Consider the following 19,241-nt stretch of genomic DNA (forward strand, 5'->3'; position numbering starts at 1 on the left):
GCGTCGGTGCAGTCTCGTAAAACGGGGGTTTTATGAGACAGAAATTTTAGCGGAGGATTGATTTATTGTGAGCTTACTATATAGTATATTCGTTAGTCCAGTTACGTTTAGCTGACAAACGGTTGGCGGCTAAACGTAATAGACTACGTTTATATACAAGTTGGCAGTAAGCATAAATTAAGATTTCATAACGTGGACAGAAATACAGCAAGACAAATAGGAAAGCGACTCGCAATAAAGTCGGCACTAATTGGATTGCTTATAGCCTATGTAATCTTTGGTGGACTACTTTATAGTTGGGGTATGAAACTGGTTAAGGCGATTTTATGGATAGCTGATGTTGAATTTGCATTTCATCTGTTAGTGGGGGCATTTGGGTTATTGGCTATGGCTTACTTCTTCGGACAACTTGCAGCAATAGACATCTTAGTAAAAAAGAGAAATGAACTTTGGACTGGGATTAAGTACGGACTTATAATTCTAATATCAGGTACATTGATTGGCAGTTCTGTTGGTTTCATCCAAGAAGGAGTCGACAACATTGGGAAGTTTGGTAATCCTTTCTATGACTATTACTTCAAACCAATGTATTGGATTGTAATCTTTGGAATTGTTCCCGTAATAATAGTAGGACTTTGGTTCGGTAGGCAGATAAAAAAGCAGGAATTGAAAAAAGATATGGCCTAAATTGCCTGCTGCCAACAAAGTTCAGCCTTAACCCTTGCTCCGCTTCGGGCTTCGGCTGCACGAGTACGTTACCACCTTTCACATTTGTATCAAAAAAACCTCGAATTTCGGGAAAAGCGCAAGAGACGACATCCCATAGTAACGGTGCAGTGCTGCTTTATAGATCAGTTGCCCCTGAAAGGCTGCCAGGGGTGGTGAAGTTCCTAGATATTTGCTATATTGAAATATGGATCTGATCATTTCCACATGCGCAAATGCACTTAAAATGCAGGAAAGTCAGCCTTGAGCTGTTCCGTACATAGTGCAGATAAGCGTAGGTTTACGCATATCTAGTAGTTATGCTCAATTGATGATTATGAAAGAAATTCCAGAAATAAAATTAGTGCCTGTTCCAGAGACTGATGAAGCAAAAAAAGCAGTCGGTTACCAATGGAATGATGAAGCTGGGACACGTCATAAACTTGGGGGAAAACCAAACAGATTAAGTATGGAGGAATACCCAACCTGTAAAAATTGTGGAGAAATAATGTCTTTCTACGCTCAAATTGATTCAATTGGTGATGATTACGATTTAGCAGATTGTTGTGCTATACATGTCTTCGTTTGTTTTGACTGCTTTACAACAGAAAGTCAGTTAAATCAAATCTTATGAAACCAATAGCACATAACATCATGATTTCAGTTTTGGATAAGGCTGGTATAACATTAATAGAAGAGAACAATAAAGCATAACAAGACCTATAGTGCATAAACGCACCATAGCCCAGACGTTACCCCCCTTTCGCATTTGTCTCATTTAACGCTCGAATTTCGGGAACAACAAACAGCAATTTTGCTTGCACTGTATCTGGAATGACTATCTGCTGAACATAAAAGCAGTTATGGGAGAATGTGCCGGGAATCGCTGCATTTGGGGGGTGCGGTTTTGGTACTCTGGAGGGGGGGCGGAAAAGATGAGGCACCGCTTTTTAATAACCGAAATCTATTCTATATTCGAGAATTCAAAAACAAAGTAAAATGGAAATAAGATCAAGCTCATTAGGAAGTGTAGTTGCATTGAAGCAGGATATACTAGAAAAAATTGAAGGAATCATTTCAAAAGGAAGAAAAAGCAGCTTTAGTCCATCTGAAGACAAAACAAAAGCTGTTTTTAAAAAGAAGTTAAAGGCTGCCTCTACTAAGTATAAAATCATGCTTCCCTTTACAATAGTTATGGGAGGACTTTTCGCTATTGCATGTCTTGCTCAACTATTTGAATATTATGCCTTTTTTGAATTGTTTGCTTGGCAAAATGGAGCTTTATTTTTCCTTTTGACCTTCTCATTAAGCATACAAGTGTCCCATCTTAAGCAACAGATTGAGAGATATAAGATGCTAATTTACCTATTTGAAATGGTAGATAGATTAGAAGAACTGAAGTAAAAAACCAGCTAATTAGGGCTTTCATTTAACATAAAGGTGCTTATGAGAAAGCTGCACATGACCTTTCTCATAAGCCAAATTACCGAAAGCGCATCAAGCTCACCTTTAACAGGATTACAGGCTTGAGCTCAGGTTACCGAAAACGGAGAAGCCCTTCCTCTTATCTTGTGTCTCTTTATTTGGGTGAATCAGACAAACTGCAGCCAGGAACTGTTTTCTGAAAAATCAGTGACAACCTTTACACGGTTATCAAACTTATAGGAGGAAACCAATGCAGACACTTCCTGTTTAACTGAGACAATGCAGTTATCAACCAGGTCTTTTCTGAAGCCCTTTTCCATAAGCCCCAGTACATAGCCCACCGCAACAACCCGCCCGAGTATCTTGCCCAGATCCACCAGCTTGCGTTGTGAAAGAGCCTCATTGATGGTGAAGCTCAGCTCCGCCTGAAAGTGCGTGCAAGCCTCCGATGTTAGCTTGAAGCCTTTAAGGAAATCAAACAGATGTACTTGCTTTTGCTTTTTCATCAGCCGGATAACCGTATCAGCTATCTGCGTATAGAGCATTTCGTTTGATCCCTCAAATATCTGAAAGGGCCTGCTGTCTATGATGCCGCGACCGCCGATGTGGCTTACCCTGTAGCCGTTAGCACCCGATAGCTGAACAAGTATCTGCGCTGACTCCTGCATTAAATCCGTCACGACGGCTTTCATGCTGTTGGCTTCTAAACTTTCGGAAGCCAGGTTATAGGCAATGCCGCTTATCTCACTGCTTCTGGCACACATGGCAGAGCATATGGTATAGGCAGCCTGTATTCTGGATAGTTGAAACTGCACCTGGTCCATGGCTAACAGTCTGTCGCCCCCGACTATTCTACTGTCACAATGGGCTATTGCCTCATCCAGCATCCGGTGAATAAACCCCATTCCCATGCCCGGGAACTGCATCCTGCTTCTGTGCAGGATATCCAGCATCATCTTGATACCTGTCGTTTCCGGCTGCAGCTTCATTGTGGCAGGAATTTGCATATCCAGTTTGTTCAGCCCATAGGGTATCAGGTAGAGTCCCAGATTATCGTAGTACTCCTCCACTACTACCTGTTGCTCCTCCTTGGTCACGTCGCATATAAAGAAGTCAATGTCCCTGCTCAGCTCTCCTTCGCTGATTTCCTTCCTGCACGCAATCAGCCAATAGTCCGCCAGGCCCGTCAGGCCCTGCCAATGCTTGGTTCCCTTTATGTTGTAGCCGCCATTATATTGCCTGTAGGAGGTTTTCATGTTCAGGGCGTCACTTCCGTAGTCAGGCTCGGTGATCATAAGGCCACCCATGTTCCTGTTGTGAAGAAAACGGTCAAAAATCGCTTTTTTAACTGTTTCATCCGCATACTTGGCAACAGGCTCTAAAAACAGCGCTATGTTAATCCCGAAAATCAAGGAAAGAGGGAGCGACTGGTAAGAGGCTGCTGCCAATACCCCCAGACATTCCTTCACCACACATCCACGCCCTCCGTACTCCTCTGGGACCGAGACAGACAAGGGAGCCTTAGACATAATCTCACCCATCACGGCTGGAGGTATGCCTCTCTCGACATTCAGGCTATTGGTGATTCCCTGCTCTTGGAATAAGTGCTTGAGTGTATTCTCGAAGTCTTTTATAAAGTCAGTGTAATTCGTCTTTGCTAACTGCATATAGGTTATCCGGAGTATCTATAAGGAAAGCGACCAGCCCGGCAAATATTGACGGCTCTTTGCCTCCAGGTGTACAAAATGAATTGCATTGGTAGAATAAGCCCCAAGGTATTCTCGCCTACAAGTTAAAAGATTATAATCAACTATACTACCCCAGGGACACTATTCCCTGCCTTAGCCTGGGCCCTTGAACTAAAGGCAGGGAACACCTGAAGATTAACTGCCCGCGGCACTCTTGGTTCCAGCTTCAGTAAGGAAATGCCACAGCCGGCATTATGCCGCTTAAGGCCAATCACAGGGATATTCTAATAAGGACGCAGGTGAGAGGTATGCCTGTCTTCAGCCTTCGGCTATAGCTCTGTGCTGGCTGTACCCGCTTTCACCATGCAGCCGGTTGCATCACTATGGGAAACACCGGGTCAGGGAAAACGGCTTTAACGTAGATGCCCGCCCCCTGCACAGGAGGCGGGCATCTACGAATTAAAACTAACTATGCCTTGCTTAGCTGTCTTTCAGGGTAATGGTCCGCTCTACGCTGTTATATGGGCCGGGCAGCACTTTACCATCCTGATCCAGCAGCTCAAGCTTTATCGTGTTCTCCCCCATCGGCAGTCCTTCAATCGCATAGGGCAGCCACCTCTCCAGCATAAACTCCGAGCCGTTGACGGTGGCCCTTACCTTGTTACCCTCAGGGGAGAGCTCTGTGTTCACCAGGTAAAAATCCAGCATGATGCGCTTGGTCTCATCGCCGGTATACTCCCCTTTCGGGCGGCTGTAGAACATGTGCGGCGCATTCTCGTCAAAGTCTGCCTTTTGTGCTGGTTTTCCTGCCGTCACCACGCGCAGGTCATAGGCGTCCTCGTGCTTGAGGCTCTCGTGGTAAGAGCGGGACAGAAACGAGAGAATCACATGGTCACCGGCCTCCAGCTCTTTTGTGAACTCTGTTTCGTAATGGGCTGTGTAAGGCTCGTTGTCCACGATGTTGTGTATGTGCTGCCCCTGGTGCGAGTTGGCCATATGCGCGGCATGGGAAGACTCTGTCATCTGCGTGAGCTGGTAGTTTTCCAGCTCATACACAAAGTTCACCGGCCCCGGCTCTACCGTGCCGCCCGCCGCAGGCTCCTTCAATTTCAAGGCTGCATCCGGAAACTTGGGGGAGTCGTCAAAAGCATACACTCTCAGACCGTCCTTGCTCATCACCTCCCCTGCCGGTGTGGGGGCATCGTTTACCGCAGCGGCAGAATCCTGCATCGCCGTGGAGTCCTGACCTGCGCCTTCCTGGCTTTGCTCATTAGAGTTACAGGCTGTAAAGGATAGCATGAGCGAGGAGGCCAGTAGCAAATATGTTTTTTTCATATGTATGGGGTTTGGTTAGTGATCCGGCTAAGTTACAGATTTTATCTGTCCCGGACAGGGGGCAAGAGGTAGTACCTAGGGCAGCAAGCGTAGTTGCTACGCGTGCCGTGAGGTCTATAACACCTATTATGTTAAACAAGCTTTTGAAAGGAGTTGAAGTTGTTTAAATCGGTAGAAATACTAATTATGGCTACTGTCACCATTGTTGAACATTTACCTTATCTCCTACAGTGTGTTCATTCAATCATATGATTAAAAGATCACACTTTTTAGTGGTCAAAGCCTCTATACATCATTTTATAAATAGCTTAAAATCAAACAAATACACTTACATGTGTTGAGTTAATCATGTGATTAACTCAACACATGTACAGAATCCCATTTTGAATGATTTATCTTATTAATTCTAATGGTTAGAGTTTCTCTCATCCTGTATTCCTTCTAACTTCAATGAAATATGAGAGGTGACATTAAAAATAACTTTATTTTAAGCTATTTATTCATAATAAAAATTAAAATAATATAATTTATGTTAGTAAAACTTTATTTTTTTTATTTTTATTACTTTTTATATTCCTTATTAGGACAGGATAAAACCCTGATTACCAGACTAAAGCTTCTTCAATTGTGTACATTTTCCCACCATTACCTGTACAAAATCCCATCTACATGTGTACATTTTCCCACCATTACCTGTACAAAATCCCATCTACATGTGTACATTTTCCCATTATGTGTACAGAATCCCATTTTCTCACAAAGTATGCGGATATGTGTACAACTTATATTTAAAGTACATATATTAGCATACTTTAGATTTATGACTTATGAGTGAGAGTTCGAATATACCCGTTAGGCAGCCTAATAAGATTGTAACACAGCACAATAACCTTATTAACAGTTATTTTGATATTCCTACTGTTCAACTACGTGCATTCATTTATGCGTTAGGACACATTCATAAAGATGACAAAGAACTAAGTCATGTGAAGGTTCCAATTGATGCACTTCATGCCTCAAAGGGTGGAAAAAATTATAAGCAGGTTGCAAAGCTAGCTGCTGATCTGCAGGAAATTAAACTTAAAATCGAACAAGTATCAACTGGCAAAAATGGTAAAGTGCAGAGGATGTTTGATAGCATGGTTATTTTTCCTACAGTTAGATACACAGAAGATAGTAAATATATAATTACGAAGATAAATAGTGACCTTGCACCCTATCTTCTGGATTTGAAAGGAAATTATACTCAAGCTGAGCTGGAGCAACTTTTGAATCTAAAAACGATACAAGCATACAGAATATATATGTTTATTAAGCAGGGCTTGTACAAAGAAAAGCCTACACCAATTAGTTATCAAAAGCTAAGGCTGATGCTAGGGCTTGATATTGAGTTGGACGATGAAGAGCGAAAGAAACAAGGTAGACCTGAGGGTGATAATATAAAAGTCGTGAAGTATCCATTGTTTGCTGAGTTTAGGAGACGAATATTAGAAACTGCAAAAGAAGAATTAAAAGCCACAGACATGGCTTTTAATTATCAAATAAATAAGAAAGGTAGAAATGTAGACACAATCACTTTTACTCTTGTCAAAACCATTGATATCACACCAGAGAAAGTTGCAGAACGAAAGCCTTATGTGGAGCAGCAAAGCTTGTTCCCGTTTGTTCCTGGGGCAAACACTGATAAAATAACTATGAATGCTATTAGGATAATGAAAGAGAAATATAAATTCTCTCCAGATCAGGTAGATAAGTATCTAAAACACTTGACTCCTTTGACAATAACAAAGGCAAACAACTGGTTCTCTACTAATAAAGGTACTTTGAACTTTACTTCAGAATCCGAATGGTTTGCTAAACATTTAGATAACAAGATTCAAAAGAACAAGTAACTAGATTAAAATAACTCTTTACTAACTTTATTAACTTTTAATAAAGTTAGTAAAGAGTTGCCTCCCTGCTTTCCTCCTATTGCAATGATCAACTTGCTTATTTGTCGCAAAATAAGTGTTTTAGCATAGTTAATAATGTTATTAAAGTTAATAATGTTGGCAAGTTGTTAATATTTAATAATTTTAATATAATTACAATTGTTCATATAGTTAATACTTTATTAATAGTTAATAATATAGAAAATGTCAGTAGTTCTTTCAATTGTAAATGCAAAAGGCGGAGTAGCTAAAACAACTAGTACCCAAAGTTTAGGTTATGCTTTCAAAGAGATGGGTAAAAAAGTATTACTTATTGATTTAGACGCGCAAGCTAATTTAACAATGGCCGTTGGCATATCTCCCAAAGAAGATCTTAATATATCTGATGCGTTTCTCGATAATTGTAAAATCACTGATATAATTCGAGAGGTTAACGGTGTTGATATTGCATACTCTGGACACTCGCTCATCTCAAGAGAAAGCGAAGTCGCTCACTCTGTTGCAGGGGCTGTGAAATTACGTTCTCTGCTAAAGAAGACTAAAGATAAGTATGATTTTATTCTAATAGACTGCCCTCCATCTCTGGGTATTTATACTGTTAATGCATTGATAGCATCAGATAAAGTTTATATACCAATGGCAGCAGAGCCATTTGCATGGAATGGGCTGAATAAAATGTTAGAAACAATTGATATCATAGTTGAGGAAGATCTAAATCCAAGTCTAAAACTTGGTGGACTGTTCTTCACTAATCATTCTAAAAATGCTCAAACTATATTAGGAAAGACTATTGTCAAAGAGGCACAGGAGCAGTTGGGAGATAAGGTATTAAAAACAGCTATACGAACTAATGTTGCTTTACATGAATGTATAGTAATGAACCAGGATGTATATACTTATGCACCCGAGTCAAACGGTGCTAGAGATTATAAATCGTTAGCTTTAGAAATTATTAATAGTTAATAATGTTATTACTATTAATAATTTATTAACTTTATTTATTATTAATAATATACTTTAAATATGGGTAATAAGGATAACAAGAGTTTCGAAAATGTGTTAGGGAAATTACATGGCAACAAAGTCTCTAAGCCAACGCCCAATGAAAATACCCATCATGAATCAGTAGCAGCACCATCAAAATACAAGAAAGTCTCTAACAGGAAGCGAATTACCTTTTTTGTTAATGAAGTTTTAGAAGACTATATAGACAAAGGTACTCTTCATGAAATGTACAGGAGTAAATCTGACTTTGTTGAGCATATATTGATGGATTACTTTAAAAATAAAGCATACATTAAGAAATAAATGTTGCAGTTAAGCGGGTTCCAACGGTACAGTAGGAGGGAAGTTCTAGCTAATTATAGAAGTCTTCGGTACGTTAAGAATAATGGCTCTTACTTCCTGTACCTGATATTTGGAGCTAACATCTGCGTGTATGTAGGAGAAACCAGTAACATCTTCTGGCGCATCATTAAGCATAAAGATAAGTGCTCCGATGATGCACTTATCTACCTCCAGGAGCACCAGGATAAGGAAGAAGTACTTAGGTTCGAGAAGCACTACATCCAAATGCTCAAACCAAAGTTCAACAGTCGCTACTGCCAGCCAGATCAGTTGGAGCTGTTTAGGAATGACTTATCTTACTGACTTAATCCGCCTCTAGGAGCTTCTTTACCTTTTGAACAGTCGATACACTAACACCGCATATCCTTGCCGTGTGCCTTACGCTAACCCCCTTCTTTAGGCGCTTGAGAACTTTAGGGTACTTCTTTAGTATTTCAGTGGCGTCTTTCGTTGTGCCTGCTGGCCTGCCTACCTGCTTTCCCCTCAACTTTGCCTCTGCCAAACCTGCTTTGATAAATTGCTTGTGCTCGGCCTTCCAAGCAATTGTAGTAGACAGAGCCGTTATGATAGTTTGGCCGATGGTGCTTAATTTCCTATCTAGAGTGAGGCTTTCCTCAGAATCAAAATCTGTCAATACCACACTCACCCCTAGCCTGTGTAGTTCGTTGAGAACGCTCAGGGCCTGAGCAGCATTATTACCCAGTAGAGCAATGTTCCTTTTCAGCAAGATCTTGTTCACCCTATTTGTTGCTGCCAGCTCCAATAAACGTTGCGTGCCCGCTTTGAATGTGTTGTCCCTCAGCCCTGAAAGTGTTCTCTCGATTACCTCTATAACCTGATAGCCTTTATCCGCTGCATAGCTAGCCAGTTCCACTGCTTGTCTGTCGTGGTTCTGCCCATGATGAGTTGACGTATAGGTAAGGATAGCTACTTTACTCATGCCTTCAATTACAGTTTTAATATGGCGAGTATAAGGGTTTTGGCGCTTTATACGTCGCTATTGATAATTAAGCTAGGGATTGGCTCCTATTTATAAATAGCTTGTCCTGTGCCTTTATCTAATGGTATAAGAAGTTACATATGGAGATTTGACACCTGGTCAACCGATAAGTATCGTTATGTTAAACTGCGGAGATTACTTTCTTTATTCTCCGCATATATGCGGAGAATAAAGGGTATATTTACCGCATATAGTGACTATCATGAGCTTCTACATACATCAACACCCTAACTGGCCTCATTTTACCTGGGATATAGGACACCTCTCCAATCTACTGGGTGAGGTACGGTATGTACAGGGCCGTATGATTGGACGCATGGAGGCACTTGGCTTCTCTGTCAGGTCAGAAACCATATTGCAGACCCTCACACAGGATGTATTAAAGTCCACTGAAATTGAGGGAGAACTACTGGATCCGGAGCAGGTGCGGTCTTCTATAGCCAGACGCCTCGGAATGGATATAGCTGGACTCATACCATCAGATAGAAACGTGGAGGGAGTAGTGGAGATGATGCTGGATGCAACTCAGAACTACCAAGAACCACTTACTAGGGAGCGCTTGTTTGCCTGGCAAGCTTCTCTTTTCCCAACGGGAAGAAGTGGCATGTACAAAATCATCACTGGTGCCTGGAGAGATAATGAGAAAGGGCCAATGCAGGTAGTATCTGGTCCACTTGGGCGGGAGAAGGTTCATTACCAGGCACCTGATGCACCCCTGCTGGAGGATGAGATGAATAAGTTTCTGAACTGGTTTAACAGTGAAACAGAATTGGACCCAGTTCTTAAGGCTGGTATCGCTCACCTGTGGTTTGTAACCATACATCCCTTTGACGATGGAAACGGACGTGTGGCGCGGGCTATTGCGGACATGCAACTGGCACGTGCTGACAAGGGTGGACAACGTTATTACAGCATGTCAGCACAAATAAGGCAGGAGCGAAATACCTACTATGCTACTCTGGAGAAAACGCAGAAAGGAACGCTTGATATAACCCAGTGGCTGGAGTGGTTTCTTTCCTGCCTGCAGAGCGCCTTAAGTACTGCGGACGATAAATTAGAGTCTGTGTTACAGAAGGTTCGCTTTTGGGATCTACACGCCTCAACACCCCTCAACGAGCGGCAACGGCTGCTCATCAGCAAGCTGCAGGAAGACTTTGTGGGTAAGCTCACTTCCTCCAAGTGGGCCAAGATAGCCAAATGTTCACAGGATACTGCCGGACGAGATATACAGGATCTAATCTGGAAGGGGATTCTCCGAAAAGAAGAAGGTGGAGGTAGGAGTACAAGTTATGAACTTATCTGTGAAAGAACAGGGGAAAGAGGAAGTTCAGACAAGTTTTACTCCTAAAGGAGTGACCTATAAAGGACTTTATATTCAGTAAATACATCTACGGGCAAAGGATGCTGTTTTATATAAAATGTGTTATGGCCCGATAAATTGGCTGCTGAATTCACCTTCTACCGCTCTTGTGGTGAGATAGGGGAGAGGAAGGGAAAAATCTGTTCACGGGGCGCCTGTTATTACCTGAATTCAGGTTGCAACCGAAAACCAAACCTGTTGCAACCGCCCTCAAGGTCTAACCACTAAAGCTCTGGGGAAAGAGCTATTCTGCAGAGGGGGAACACCGTCCCATATAAGGCAAGTAACGAGTATGCTGCTGCCTCTTGTTGCAAACCAAGTGCAAACGGGTTGCAACCGTTGTGCTAAGTGCAATCTCTTCTCAACACTCCTCCTTCAAGGCACCTTCCGCAAATTTTAAGACACAGAGCACTTTGCTCGCGCAGTTCAACGGTTCCTACCAGGTTCACCTGCCTGGCTTCAACCCGTTGCAACCAAAATACAATTCACGGATCAGGCCTCAGCTGCTTCGGCAGCAGGCGGGGAAACGGCCGTGCAGGTACCTGCACGGCCTTCCTCTCTTTTACATAAGTGAAATTATAAGACTTAAAAACTACAGTCATTTTCTTTAAGCCGTGAAGACTGCAAAATTAGATATAGGGTGTTCTACATCTTTTATACGTTAGTATGGGTGTCTGTATGCCTTCTTGTTAGTAATCTGCTTTCTTTCGGCGGCAGACACTTATAGGCATTAAAGCATCCCATTAACCAAAAACGAACAACCATAAGTACAACAAATGTCGAGAACAACTTATTATATCTAGCTTCTGGCATTAGAATAAGACCAACATACAAATTCTTTCTCTAAGAAAAGATAATGTAAACATTACAGTGGCATAACACGCACCTCACCTTAGTTGCTGACATTTGTCTTGAACTTTAGAGAAGTTGTAAGATGATAAAGTACTTATTCAGTTTAATGCTAATATTAAGTTTGGGAACAGCCGTAGCCCAGACACGGGAGGAGTTCGTCATGGCCTTTGGCTCGTGCAACAGGCAAAACCTGCCACAACCCATGTGGAAGGCTATATCCAAAGAGCAGCCTGATCTCTGGATATGGCTCGGAGACAACATCTACGGCGACTCGGATGACATGTCGGTGCTGAAGGCGAAGTATGAGACACAGGCAAATCAGGAAGGATATAGGAAGCTGACTGCGGAGGTACCTGTTATCGGAACCTGGGATGATCATGACTACGGGCGAAACGATGCGGGTAAGGAATACCCGCACAAAAGAGAAAGCCAGCAGCTTGCACTGGACTTTTTAAAAGAGCCGGCAAACAGCCCCCGCAGAAAGCAGGAAGGAATATATGCTGCCTACGACTATAAACTGAAGAACAAAACAGTAAAGGTGATACTTCTCGATGTGCGCTATCATCAGGATGGTTTACAGAAAGACAGCGTAAAAGCCTATATCCCTAACACGCAAGGTGATATTCTGGGAGAAGCACAGTGGAAGTGGCTGGAGAAGCAGCTGAAAGAGAGTAAAGCGGATGCACATATCATCGGCTCCGGCATACAATTTATCCCCGACCAGCACCCCTATGAAAAATGGGCAAACTTTCCGGCAGCCCGCAAGCGCCTGTTCGATTTACTTGCCAAAACAAAGCCGAAAGGCGCGATGCTCGTCAGCGGGGACCGGCATATCGGGGAGTTCTCCAAAATGGAAGTGGAGGGATTGGGTTATCCAGTTTATGAGATAACCTCCAGCGGGCTGACACACTCCTCCACCAATAACACCAGTGAATACAACCCCTACCGTATAGGTCCGCTGGTGAACCAGAAGCATTTCGGTGTCTTCACTTTCCAGGAGAAAGCAAATACCTTCTCCGTGGAGGTGGAACTGAAAGGAGAAGATGGGAAACCGTTGCATACAGAACAAATAATGCTGTCGAAATAAAGGAAATCATAGTTTGGTTATCAGGATAGAGGCTGTCTCCGAAATGGGGCGGCCTCTATTTATTGTGGCGAAGCTGTAGCAGATGATAATATGTATAGGCTTAACAGTGCGGTAATACCAGGGAAGGTTACTTGATGTAACTATAATGCTGACTTATCACTGCCGTAATATGGCGAGAGTAGCTTTACGCCCTAACCATATTCCCTATTACATGATAAAGCAATTTTACTACGCGTTCTTTAGTCTGGCTTTTCTGATGCTGTTTGCCGTCGGGCAGGATGCCTGGGCTCAGGTAACAGGCGCTTCCATCGTTGGAAAAGTAACCGATGAACAAGGTCTCGCGTTACCGGGGGTAACTCTACTGGTGCGCAATGAATCTACAGGGTTTCAGATCGCTACAGTCTCTAACAGTGAAGGCAGCTACTCTTTTAAGCAGCTGCCGTTGGGAAAACCCTATGAAGTCAAAGCCTCCTATATTGGGCACTCCACTCAGATCCAGAACAATTTCGCACTAAACCTGGGAGACCAGCTCGTGATCGACTTTGTCATGCGACAGGCAGCCACAGGCCTGGAGGAGATTGTCGTGACCACTAACTCCCTAAGTAGCCGCATCGACCGCGCCGGAGGAAGCACTTTCATCAGGGCACAGGATATAGAGAAGCTTCCGACAATGGACCGTAACTTCACCAACCTCGCCTCTCTGGCCCCGACAGTAAACGGCGGCAGCATAAGCGGCCAGCGTGCCTCCTCCACCAACTACCTGATAGACGGTGTAAGTGCAAGGAATAACCTGACCTCAGGCGACCTGGCAAGAGGCCCCTACTCCCTTTCCATGGAGGCCATTCGGGAGTTTGAGGTAGTGACAAACGTATATGACGTGACCTACGGAAGGCAGGGTGGCGGAACCATAAGTGCGGTGACAAAGTCAGGCACAAACAAGTTCACTGGCTCAGTGTTTGACTATTACCGCTCTGACTTTCTCTCCAGCCCCTATGATATACGGGGAAACGAACGGGAGCAGAATTTTACCACAAACCAGTACGGCTTTAGTTTGGGCGGCCCCATCATCAAAGACAAGCTGCACTTCTTCACGGCGCTTGACCGGCAGGACGAAACCATGCCTTTTTTTATCGCTGACATCAGAGAAGCCGCAGACGAAAACGCTTTGCGCATCAGCAGAGGCGCATTGGATACGCTTATTACGATCGGGCGTGAGAAATACGGCCTTAGCAATAACCCACAGGTGGGGGAGTTCGAAAGGCAAACCCGGGCCAACACGTTCTTCGCAAGGCTGGACTGGCGAATCAACAGCCGGAATCAGTTGACGCTCCGCAACAATTACAGCGACTGGAACAACCCATACAGCGTCAGCGACAACTCGCCTATCAACCTCTTTGAGGTCTACGGTGATTTCAAATCAAGGGAAAACAGCACTTTGCTCTCCCTGAGGACACAGTTCAGGCCAACGTTGCTCAACGAGCTTAAGGTGCAGTACCAGCGGGCCACCCGAAACTACGTGCCGAATAAGGAGCTGCCATCCGCTAACATACCGCGTGCCATTGTAACGGTGCGCTCGCAGCTGCCGAACGGCACGCTGGGTAACACACAGGTACAGCTGGGCGGCCAGCGTTACCTGCCGGAAGACAACCTGGAAGACCAGCTACAACTGGTGAACACGACCTATCTGACCAAGGGGAAGTACAACTTCACCTTCGGAACTGATAACACACTGACTTATTTGGATACGTATATCTCCAGCGAGCAGAACGGGCGCTTTATCTTTAACAGCCTGGAGGATTTTGCAAACCTGGACCCATCCCGTTACGCACGCGAGGTGCCGCTGCAAGGGGTGCCCTCAGTGCAGCAGTGGGTGCTGAACGGCTCGCTCTTCGGGCAGGTGCAGTACGAGCCGCTGCCAAACGTGGAGGCGACCTTCGGTCTGCGCTGGGATGTGACTAGCTACCTGGAGGCAGGGGAGTACAACCCTGTGGTAGACGAGGCATTGGGTTTGCGCACAGACAACAATCCGACAGACTGGAATAATATTCAGCCTCGGGTACAGCTTTCCTGGGATGTGGCGGGCAAGAGAACCGATGTGCTGAAGTTCGGGGCCGGTATGTTCTCGGCCAACCCCATCACTTACGCGCAGGTAAACAACATTCAGAACAGCGGCACCATGGTGGCAGCCGTAGACGTGACGCGCCCAGCAAGCGGAGTGAACCTGGTGCCAAGGCCTGATTTCCCTTCGTACCGGCAGGATCCTAACACTGTGCCGGGGCTTATAGCCGGGATACCGACGGTGTCCACCATCAACCTCAACGATGCTGATTTGCAGATGCCTTCTATCTTCAAGGCAAACCTGAACTACAATAAGATCATCGGTAACTGGCTGCGTTTGGGGGTGAACCTGCTCTACTCCAAAACCTGGAACAATTATGTGTACCTTGACCGCAATTTAGTGGAGGAGCCATACTTCCGCCTCGCCAACGAAGACAACCGCGGAGTTTTCGTACCCGCCAACACCATCACCGAAAGGGGCATTACCGACAATGTGCTGGGAAGGAAAACGCAGGCTGTAGGCCGTACGCTGGAGTTCACGAACGGGGCTGAGCTTCGCCAGGCCGCAGTCGTTGTAGATGCCGACATACGTTACCTGAGGGACGGTTACCTTAACCTAAGCTACACCTTGAATGACTCAAGGGACAACACGTCCTATAACGGAAACGTGGCCAATACCTCTACCTTCAGACCTGTGAAGTCCGACCCCCGTGACCTGAGTGAGATGTACTACTCCGATAATCATTTCCGCCACAAGGTGTCCGTGTTCGGGTCTACGCCAAGCCTGAAGGGGTTCGTGTTAAGCGGAACGTTTACAGGGTTCGGAGGAACCAGGTATTCGCTGCTGGTGGACGCGGACATCAACGGTGACTTTGTGGGAGGACCAGGCACGGACAATGATTTAGCCTTCGTCTTCGATCCGTCTGATCCTAATACGCCGGAATCGGTAAAGATCTCGATGGAGAAGGTACTGGGCAACGCAGATAACAGGGCAGTAGATTACATACGTGAAAGCCTGGGCGGTATAGCTGACCGCAACGGAGGGCGCAACCCTTTTTCAGGAACCTTCAACCTCCGCCTGGCTAAGACCTTCAAAACCTTCAAGGATCAGGGACTGACCATGAGTGTAGACGTTTACAACTTTGCTAACCTCTTGAACAAAGACTGGGGCGTGAATTACAACCTCCGGAACCAGAACCTGCTGTTTGTGACGGGATTTGACCAGGAAAAGCAGCAGTACAGCTACCGCGTGAACGAGAACGTGGGCGTGACCCAGCAGAACGGAACACCCTACCAGATCCAGCTAGGAGCGAAGTACTCATTTTAATTCAGTGTTTTTTGCATAGAAGAGTTAGAGCTGTTCTGCTCTAACTCTTCTATAATTTTCTAACCATGCATCATATGAAGCGCATTACGATCACAATTCTTTTAAGTGTAATAGGCTTATACAATTGCTTCGGGCAGGCAGCCAAACACGTTGTCATCATCAGCATAGACGGATTTCGCCCAGAGTTTTACAAGGATGCTTCATGGGCTACGCCAAACTTAAGAAAACTGGCAGGTAGCGGAGTGTATGCGGATGGTGTAAGGGGGGTATTCCCGAGTGTTACCTACCCGTCCCACACCACCATCATTACAGGGGCTATGCCAGCTAAGCACGGTATCTATTACAACTCCCCCTTTGAGCCCGAAGGGCAGACGGGGCGCTGGTATTGGGAGGAAAGCCTGATCAAAACGGAAACTCTGTGGGACGCGGTGCATCAGGCGGGCCTGAAGTCCGCCTCTGTCTCATGGCCTGTATCCGCAGGTGCGCCTATCGACTACAATATCCCTGAGGTTTGGTCTTTAGATAAGAGCATAGATCGCCTGGCACCGATTCGGCAACAGGCGACTCCTGCAGGGCTTTTTGAGGAAATCGAGTTGAATGCCACCGGTAAGCTAACGCCTGATGATCTGAACAGTGATTACATGAGCACCGACGAAAATGGCAGCAGAATGGCGGCGTACCTGATCAAGAAACACAAGCCAAACCTGCTGACGCTTCACCTTTACTGCGTGGACCATGCCGCCCACGGCGAAGGACGCTATGGGGAGCATGTCAGTGCGGCGGTTGCCACTGCGGACCGTGCCATTGGGAACATTATGGAGGCCATCGAGAAAGCGGGAATAAAGGACAGCACGGCCATCATCATCACGGGAGACCACGGCTTCGTGGACATTCACACAAGTTTGGCCCCCAACGTCTGGCTTGCCGGGAAAAGGTTTACCGGCTCCAATTCCGCTGACTGGAAAGCAAAATTTCATACCTCTGGTGCTGCTGCATTCCTGATGCTGAAGAACAAAGCTGACAAAAAAAGCTTAAGCCAGGTAAGAGCTATTTTAGCAAGCCTGCCAGAGTCCCAAAAGAAGCTTTTCAGGATAGTGGAAAGGGCAGAGTTGGACAGGATCGGGGCAGATCCGGCGGCAGTACTGGCCTTGGCCCCTGTTGAGGGGGTAGCGATGAGTGCCGCTGTCGAAGGAGATCCAATAAGACCGGCAAAAGGAGGAACCCATGGCTTCTTCCCTGATTTTGATGAGATACAGACGGGCTTTATCGGTTCAGGGGCAGGATTCAGCGAAGGCGTAGTGTTGCCTGTGATGGGCCTGGAAGATATAGCGCCAGTTGTAGCGGAACTGCTCGGGCTGCCCTTCAAGGCACCAGACGGTGTGCTATACCCCGGACTGCTGACCAGAAAGCCGAAAAGTACCTTGTAAACCACACACTAAAACTTACACGACGAAAGAGGCCTCTTTCGTCGTGTAAGTTTTAGTGTGTATGTACTAGGAAGAGTTGAATCTAAGATAATGACTGTTTGAAGGCGGGCAGTCCAAGAGCTGTCTATGGCACCCTCGCCCTTAACGGAACCTTTACATGGACAAGGCTACCGCCCGGCATTAAACAGGTATTTTTGACGCACCTTAACTGTGGAATTATGAAAGCTGAAACAAAGGACCGTAGAGAGACTTTCGAGCATGTGCTCAGGCAGGTAGGCTGGCTGAAGGAGGTCATCGATAAGCGGGGCTGGGATCTGACACAGGACCTGGTGCTGGAGGGGCCGGTCACAGCGGCGGAGATACAATGCGTCGAGGAGGAACTGGGCCTAGCCATACCAGAGGAATGCAAGGAGCTGTTCAGGTTCGCCAGGCGCCTGGAGTTCCGCTACGAGTATGACGAGGAGACGCCCGCCGAGTTCCGCAACAACTTCTCGGGGGAGATCGGCTGGAACCTGGGCCAGTTGAAGAAGCTTCGGGAAAGCCTCGCGGAGTGGGTGGAGATTCTAAGCATGGGCCGCGATGACCCCGCCTCCGCAGGGGAGGCGGCGCAGCTGTGGGCCGGGAAGGTACCGCTGACCGAGGCTGCAAACGGAGACATCATCCTGGTGGGCGGCAGCCCGTGCGAGGTTGTTTACTTCTCTTGCCGGGAATACGCCATGCACGGGAGGAAGCTCGGCAACAGCCTGTGGGAGTTTCTGCGCTTCCACGCAGGCATAGGGTTCGCCGGAGGCTATGACTGGCAGCTGGAGCCCTTCTATGACCTGGAATCAGACGAGGCAAGGGTGAAGGAGGAAAGCGCCGGCAGGTTCGCGGAATGGCTAAGGAAGGGCTAGCCTGCCAAGGATAGCGGCACAGACGCGCTGTTGCCCTGCGTTCTGGCAGGAGCCCTCTCCCTGAACCTGACAGTTTTTCGTTTTTTAACCTTCCCGTAACATGATCTAAACAATTAGCTAACACCTGTTCCCTTACTTTGCAGCCTGAAACGCAAAGGCAGATGAGAGAACAGAAACCGCTTGGAACACCCGAGAAACGCCCCGCCGCGACCCTCACCGGCAGGGGCACGGCGCAGTGGCCGGACTGTCTTGCCTCGGCGCTCGGCGCTGCCGCGACACACTCTTACTCCCTGGACCTGGTTCTCCGCAACGTCTCCCTCATGCTCCAGGTAAGCAGTGCGGGCAGTGCTTCCAAGGCAGCCCGCCCCAGGCAGGGGCGAAGCTATTCCTGATACGGCGAGGCTGTCCGCCGCTTGTGCGGCCGCTGCGTCTTGGCCATGCTACGCCTCTCTCCCGCCGTCGGCATCACGTGTTCGGCATCTAACAATTTATGATTAACCCAATGGCGTCAAAAAAAATCAATTTCGCGGCCCTGGCCTCAGGCACAGCGCTGGTCACCCCAATGGGGACCGGAAAGTTCATGGCCTACAAGAAAGGGAACTTCAAGAATCAGAACGTGCTGGTGGAGCACAACCTGGGAAAAAGGAAATGGTACCAGGAGGAGGAGCTCCGGCTAGAGGATGAGGACGCGGCAGCACGGGAGAGGCGACGGATCGCTTTTGCCGAAAGCTTCTTTGCCTACGACTTCTGAACGGTCTGGCCTCGGTGTCTTGTCCTGGAAAAAGTTGACCATAAATGAGTAACTT

General features: G+C 46.3%; 16 protein-coding genes. 13 read left to right on the forward strand and 3 right to left on the reverse strand.

Annotation, left to right across the window (positions count from 1 at the left end):
* Positions 1 to 192: 192 nt before the first annotated feature.
* From LN893_RS18780 to LN893_RS18790, 3 genes are all read left to right on the forward strand, one after another.
* Complete coding sequence (locus tag LN893_RS18780) at positions 193 to 687, forward strand: hypothetical protein (RefSeq protein ID WP_229972789.1); 495 nt, start codon at positions 193 to 195, stop codon at positions 685 to 687.
* 355 nt (positions 688 to 1,042) lie between these two features.
* A complete protein-coding gene (locus tag LN893_RS18785; RefSeq protein ID WP_229972791.1) occupies positions 1,043 to 1,339 on the forward strand; it encodes a hypothetical protein in 297 nt (98 codons plus the stop codon).
* 365 nt (positions 1,340 to 1,704) lie between these two features.
* Positions 1,705 to 2,109 carry a hypothetical protein gene (locus LN893_RS18790; RefSeq protein ID WP_229972793.1) on the forward strand — a complete coding sequence of 135 codons (405 nt, stop codon included), beginning with the start codon at positions 1,705 to 1,707 and terminating at the stop codon, positions 2,107 to 2,109.
* A gap of 188 nt (positions 2,110 to 2,297) precedes the next feature.
* On the opposite strand, the gene LN893_RS18795 is transcribed toward LN893_RS18790, so the two are convergent.
* A complete protein-coding gene (locus tag LN893_RS18795; protein WP_229972795.1) occupies positions 2,298 to 3,797 on the reverse strand; it encodes an acyl-CoA dehydrogenase family protein in 1,500 nt (499 codons plus the stop codon).
* A gap of 501 nt (positions 3,798 to 4,298) precedes the next feature.
* A complete protein-coding gene (locus LN893_RS18800; protein WP_229972797.1) occupies positions 4,299 to 5,153 on the reverse strand; it encodes a hypothetical protein in 855 nt (284 codons plus the stop codon).
* An 827-nt stretch (positions 5,154 to 5,980) separates the two neighbouring features.
* On the opposite strand from LN893_RS18800, the gene LN893_RS18805 reads away from it, so the two are divergent.
* The 4 genes from LN893_RS18805 to LN893_RS18820 all read left to right on the forward strand — a co-directional run bounded on the left by LN893_RS18805 (position 5,981) and on the right by LN893_RS18820 (position 8,734).
* The gene (locus LN893_RS18805) at positions 5,981 to 7,045 is read left to right on the forward strand and encodes a replication initiation protein (protein ID WP_229972799.1); all 1,065 of its coding nucleotides are present in this window, start codon (positions 5,981 to 5,983) and stop codon (positions 7,043 to 7,045) included.
* Positions 7,046 to 7,288: 243 nt separating this feature from the next.
* On the forward strand, positions 7,289 to 8,047 hold the full coding sequence (locus LN893_RS18810) for a ParA family protein (RefSeq protein ID WP_229972801.1): 759 nt from the start codon (positions 7,289 to 7,291) through the stop codon (positions 8,045 to 8,047).
* 60 nt (positions 8,048 to 8,107) lie between these two features.
* Positions 8,108 to 8,392, forward strand: coding sequence for a hypothetical protein (locus LN893_RS18815; protein ID WP_229972802.1), 285 nt, complete (start codon positions 8,108 to 8,110; stop codon positions 8,390 to 8,392).
* Positions 8,393 to 8,734, forward strand: coding sequence for a GIY-YIG nuclease family protein (locus LN893_RS18820; protein WP_229972804.1), 342 nt, complete (start codon positions 8,393 to 8,395; stop codon positions 8,732 to 8,734).
* A 1-nt stretch (position 8,735) separates the two neighbouring features.
* On the opposite strand, the gene LN893_RS18825 is transcribed toward LN893_RS18820, so the two are convergent.
* Entirely contained in the window at positions 8,736 to 9,371 is a 636-nt protein-coding gene (locus LN893_RS18825; RefSeq protein ID WP_229972806.1) for a recombinase family protein, read from the reverse strand.
* Between the two features lie 262 nt (positions 9,372 to 9,633).
* Here LN893_RS18825 and LN893_RS18830 point away from each other — a divergent pair, with 262 nt between their 5' ends.
* From LN893_RS18830 to LN893_RS18855, 6 genes are all read left to right on the forward strand, one after another.
* Entirely contained in the window at positions 9,634 to 10,779 is a 1,146-nt protein-coding gene (locus tag LN893_RS18830) for a Fic family protein (RefSeq protein WP_229972807.1), read from the forward strand.
* Positions 10,780 to 11,749: 970 nt separating this feature from the next.
* Positions 11,750 to 12,730, forward strand: coding sequence for an alkaline phosphatase D family protein (locus tag LN893_RS18835; protein WP_229972808.1), 981 nt, complete (start codon positions 11,750 to 11,752; stop codon positions 12,728 to 12,730).
* 211 nt (positions 12,731 to 12,941) lie between these two features.
* Complete coding sequence (locus LN893_RS18840; protein ID WP_229972809.1) at positions 12,942 to 16,115, forward strand: TonB-dependent receptor; 3,174 nt, start codon at positions 12,942 to 12,944, stop codon at positions 16,113 to 16,115.
* Positions 16,116 to 16,189: 74 nt separating this feature from the next.
* Positions 16,190 to 17,542 (forward strand): alkaline phosphatase family protein, encoded by a 1,353-nt coding sequence (locus LN893_RS18845; protein WP_229972810.1) that lies wholly within the window; start codon positions 16,190 to 16,192, stop codon positions 17,540 to 17,542.
* 218 nt (positions 17,543 to 17,760) lie between these two features.
* The gene (locus LN893_RS18850) at positions 17,761 to 18,435 is read left to right on the forward strand and encodes an SMI1/KNR4 family protein (RefSeq protein ID WP_229972811.1); all 675 of its coding nucleotides are present in this window, start codon (positions 17,761 to 17,763) and stop codon (positions 18,433 to 18,435) included.
* A 502-nt stretch (positions 18,436 to 18,937) separates the two neighbouring features.
* Complete coding sequence (locus tag LN893_RS18855) at positions 18,938 to 19,186, forward strand: hypothetical protein (RefSeq protein WP_229972812.1); 249 nt, start codon at positions 18,938 to 18,940, stop codon at positions 19,184 to 19,186.
* The last annotated feature ends 55 nt before the right edge of the window (positions 19,187 to 19,241 follow it).

The organism is Pontibacter harenae, from assembly GCF_020907245.1.
GTDB lineage: Bacteria > Bacteroidota > Bacteroidia > Cytophagales > Hymenobacteraceae > Pontibacter > Pontibacter harenae.